General features: G+C 42.3%; 4 protein-coding genes. 1 reads left to right on the top strand and 3 read right to left on the bottom strand.

The window, feature by feature from the left end; genetic code table 11:
* Positions 1–83: 83 nt before the first annotated feature.
* Both V7654_RS17755 and yutH read right to left on the bottom strand, forming a co-directional pair.
* Positions 84–1,061: a 2-hydroxyacid dehydrogenase gene (locus tag V7654_RS17755; RefSeq protein WP_335432034.1), complete on the bottom strand. Its 978-nt coding sequence runs from the start codon at positions 1,059–1,061 to the stop codon at positions 84–86.
* An 87-nt stretch (positions 1,062–1,148) separates the two neighbouring features.
* Positions 1,149–2,156: a spore coat putative kinase YutH gene (gene yutH, locus V7654_RS17750; RefSeq protein WP_335432033.1), complete on the bottom strand. Its 1,008-nt coding sequence runs from the start codon at positions 2,154–2,156 to the stop codon at positions 1,149–1,151.
* Between the two features lie 229 nt (positions 2,157–2,385).
* Between yutH and V7654_RS17745 the strand changes: the two genes are divergently transcribed.
* Entirely contained in the window at positions 2,386–2,862 is a 477-nt protein-coding gene (locus V7654_RS17745) for a phosphatidylglycerophosphatase A family protein (protein WP_438825323.1), read from the top strand.
* A gap of 150 nt (positions 2,863–3,012) precedes the next feature.
* On the opposite strand, the gene V7654_RS17740 is transcribed toward V7654_RS17745, so the two are convergent.
* The gene (locus V7654_RS17740) at positions 3,013–3,777 is read right to left on the bottom strand and encodes a TIGR01457 family HAD-type hydrolase (protein WP_335432031.1); all 765 of its coding nucleotides are present in this window, start codon (positions 3,775–3,777) and stop codon (positions 3,013–3,015) included.
* Between the last annotated feature and the right edge of the window lie 199 nt (positions 3,778–3,976).

Genomic DNA, 3,976 nt, shown 5'->3' with positions numbered 1-3,976 from the left:
ACAGGGTTTAAAAATCAACCTTCAGCTTTAACAGAGCCAAACAAAAAGAGCCTTCCCTGTTTAAAGGAAAAGCTCTTTTGCTCTTAACGAAGCACTTCTTTATTCACGATCGTCTTTGGTCTGTCTCCAGATAACACTGCGTTAACATTTGTGCAGCAAAGCTTGATCATGGCAGTTCTGGTTTCCGTACTCGCGCTGCCAATGTGCGGCAATGCAACCACGTTTGGCAGCTTCAGCAGCTGATGATCTGCGGAAATTGGTTCCTTCACGAAAACATCGAGACCGGCTGCTGCAATCTCACCATCAACAAGCGCTTCATATAATGCCTGCTCGTCCACAACCGGGCCGCGCCCCACATTAATAAAAATGGCGCTTTTTTTCATTTTAGTAAAAACATCTGCTGTAAATAAATTTCTAGTTTCAGCAGTAAGCGGTGCCAGGGATACAACATAATTCGCCTTGGATACAAGTTCTTCAAATGAACTGTATTGAGCACCGAATTCCATTTCAGCATCCATTTTTCTGGAGCGGTTATGGTACAGGATCTCCATACCAAACCCTTTTGCCCTGCGAGCTACAGCTTCGCCGATTTTCCCCATGCCGACAATCCCAATTGTCTTTGAGTGGATATCATGTCCGGCAAGCAGATATGGGCTCCAGCCCTCCCACTGCCCAGCCTTCACATACTCAGCAGCTTCCACAACTCGTCTTGCAGTGGCCATCAATAAAGCAAAAGTCAGGTCCGCAGTTGTTTCTGTTAAGACATCCGGTGTATTGCTGACGAGGATTCCACACTTTGTTGCTGCCCCAAGATCGATATTATCATAGCCTACGGCCAGATTGGCGACAATTTTAAGGTTATTCCCAGCTGTAAGCAGCTCTGCGTCCACCTTATCAGAAAGCATCGTAATCAAGGCGCTGGCCTTTTTTGCTTCCTCTAATAAAACTTCTCTGGATACAGGAATATCTTCATGATCCCACATTTTTACGTCAAAAAGATGGGTAATTTCGGCAATCGTATCTTCAGGGAGTTTTCGGGTGATATACACATATGGTTTCATGAACAGTCTCCTTCATGTAAGCGTTTAATATAATAGAATAATTTTATTCTACCACATTTCGCTTCCATTTCAGGCATTAAATTTCGCTTACCGTAATAACCAATCAACGCCCGGAAGTTTAGCTGCTTTGACAGGTGCCTCGCAAAGCTGATAAAAATTGCTTAAAAACTTTTCATGATCGCTGCTTTGTTTTAAATACTTTGCCAATTGATCTTCTAGCTGGTTTCTCGACTGTTCTGATTTGGTTATATAATAATTTTCAACTGCTTCAAAATAATGAAGCGGAAACAGCAATCGTGCGTAAAGAAGCCTCCAGGAAAAAGGGGATAATACTGTCATGCTTTGATATTCAGACAGAAAGTTTTTAATATCAGGCTGGCTGGTCTGAATATTTGTAAAATAACGCTCTCTTACCCATTCAGCTAAATCCCGGCTTGCATGGTCAAATACCCAGTCAAATGGGTTTTTAACAAAATAAGTTCCCCTCCAGACTGTATTGGTAAAACGCTCATGGCAGACTGTACCATGATCAATCTTAGTCGGCTTATCATCAATTTCGGTATCAGTAAGATATTGAATCGCATTTTCGGCCAATCCCATGTAATAAGGATATGATTCGAGAAACATCCGTTCAAAATCGCTTTCCGGTTCATTGTAAAGCTTGCCGTTCCACACCTGCTCCATCTGGTCCAGCCTTTTTTCCCAAAGCTGTTTCCACTGCCCAACCCTGTTGAGGCTTTCGACTTTGAAAGGAATCTGCCTGCCCCTGAAATGAAACTTTGCTAACTTCCTGCCTGTTTTCATCCCATCAGGTATAGGTGACGCACGGTTTTGCAACACACAATATTTACTGCCCTGCCAATCACAGATTTGCCTGCCTTCCTTGTCAGCCAGCAACTTTGAGACATTGCGGTCCCCTAAATTTTGCATATGCTCAGCAATTTTAGCAAGCTCGTTTAATTCTTGCTCTTTTAATCCATTTGCAGCCATAATTAAATAAAGCCCTTCATTTTGCTTATATCCATGATATCTTCCAAGTGATACTTCTGAATCCGCAGAAATCCCATATACTTCTTTTAACATCCTTTGAAGCATTTTTGCCACCTCATTTCAAGACCACTCTCTAACAAATATATGTCAGTCATTTGAAAACTTGTGTGAACAATGAAATGAATAAGTGGTATCATTCTGGAAATGATTTAAAGGAGCGAATACCTATCACCAAAAGGATTACACAGAATAATTTAGGATAAATAGGTAATTAGAGGCTGCAATCAAAACAAGAAAGGTGATGCAGATGTTAGAAAAGAAACGCGCTATCCATATGACAGAGGAAACAGCACGAAAATGGCTTCATGAACGTGGTGTTGAAATACAGGATATTGCTGAGCTTGTATTTTACCTTCAGGAAAAATATCACCCTAATCTGCAAATGGAGGACTGTATTGCAAACGTCGAACGGGTTCTTTCAAAGCGGGAGGTTCAGAATGCCATCCTGACTGGAATCCAGCTTGATATTCTTGCTGAGGAAAAGAAGCTTGGAGAACCGCTTCAATCGATTATCGATACAGATGAAAGTCTTTATGGAATAGATGAAATACTCGCATTCTCAATTGTTAACATATACGGTTCCATCGGTTTTACTAACTATGGGTACATTGATAAGCAAAAACCAGGTATTTTGGAAAGGTTAAATGATAAATCCTCTGGGAAGTGCCACACATTCCTTGACGATCTTGTCGGTGCTGTCGCCGCAGCTGCTTCAAGCCGTCTGGCACATAGGGCAGCGAATATTGAGTAAGCAACTGTTCTTAGGAGCATATTGATGGCCGAAATCCCAGCGTCTCCGATGAGGGCGATTGAAACACGAACTAAAAAAAGTGTACTAATATAAGCTTGGGAAAACAATACAGAAAGGGACTTGCAGCATGTTAGCCGCAAGTCCCTTTTTTCATACTTCCCATTCATCTAGTGAATCAACTGTATAGGTTGGCATTTCCTGATAGCCTTTAAGGAGCTCTCTTGTTGTCACTCCTGTATGCACCAGGAGTGTATCCATGCCTGCTCTCATTCCTGCTAGGATATCCGTATCGTAGTAATCGCCCACCATCAGTGTATCTTCTTTGTTGGTGCCCAGTACCTTTAAGGCCTGTTCCATGATGACAGACTCTGGTTTGCCGATGAAGATCGGCTCCGTTTGGGTTGAAACGGCAATAACTGATGTCAATGAACCATTACCTGGCAGCAAGCCGCGCTCTGTTGGGATGGCGATATCCCCATTTGTAGAGATGAAAGTTGCGCCGTTGCGGACTGCGAGACAGCCAACCGCAAGCTTTTCATATGTAATTCCACGGTCAATGCCTGAAACAACGAAATCAGCGTCTTCCCCTGCGAATTGCAGGCCTTTTTCCTCAATCGCGGTTTGAATGCCCTCTTCGCCGATTACATAAACTGTCGCATCTGGCTTTTGTTCATAGATATAGTTGGCAGTTGCCTGGCTAGTTGTAAAAACTTGCTCCTCAGTCGTAGGTATATCAAAGCTCCTTAGCTTTTCAGCAACCTGCGCCGGTGTGCGAGAGGAATTATTCGTTACGAATAAATAAGGAATCTCTTCCTCAATCAGCCTTTTTACAAAATCAGAAGCTGCCTCTATTCTCTCGGAACCCCTGTACATGGTTCCATCTAAATCGATCAGATAACCTTTATATTTTTTCAACGTGATCACTCCTAACATTATCGTACCCGAAATCCTATTTTATAAAAGCATTGGCATAAGTGCAAAGAACGAAGCCTGTTACTAAAGTTAAATCTTAAATTTAAGCCGGCCCAATAAATTCAACCAGCTGTTGTTCTCGTGACCTTCACCATAACAACTCGTTGTAATTTTTCCTTTTTGAGTTGTTCTCGTAACCTTC

Origin of the sequence: Bacillus sp. JJ1609, assembly GCF_036967045.1 — a bacterium.
In the GTDB taxonomy this organism is placed as follows: Bacteria; Bacillota; Bacilli; order Bacillales; family Cytobacillaceae; genus Mesobacillus.
Note: the sequence above shows the minus strand (reverse complement) of the source record. Positions and strands in the feature narration are given on the sequence as shown.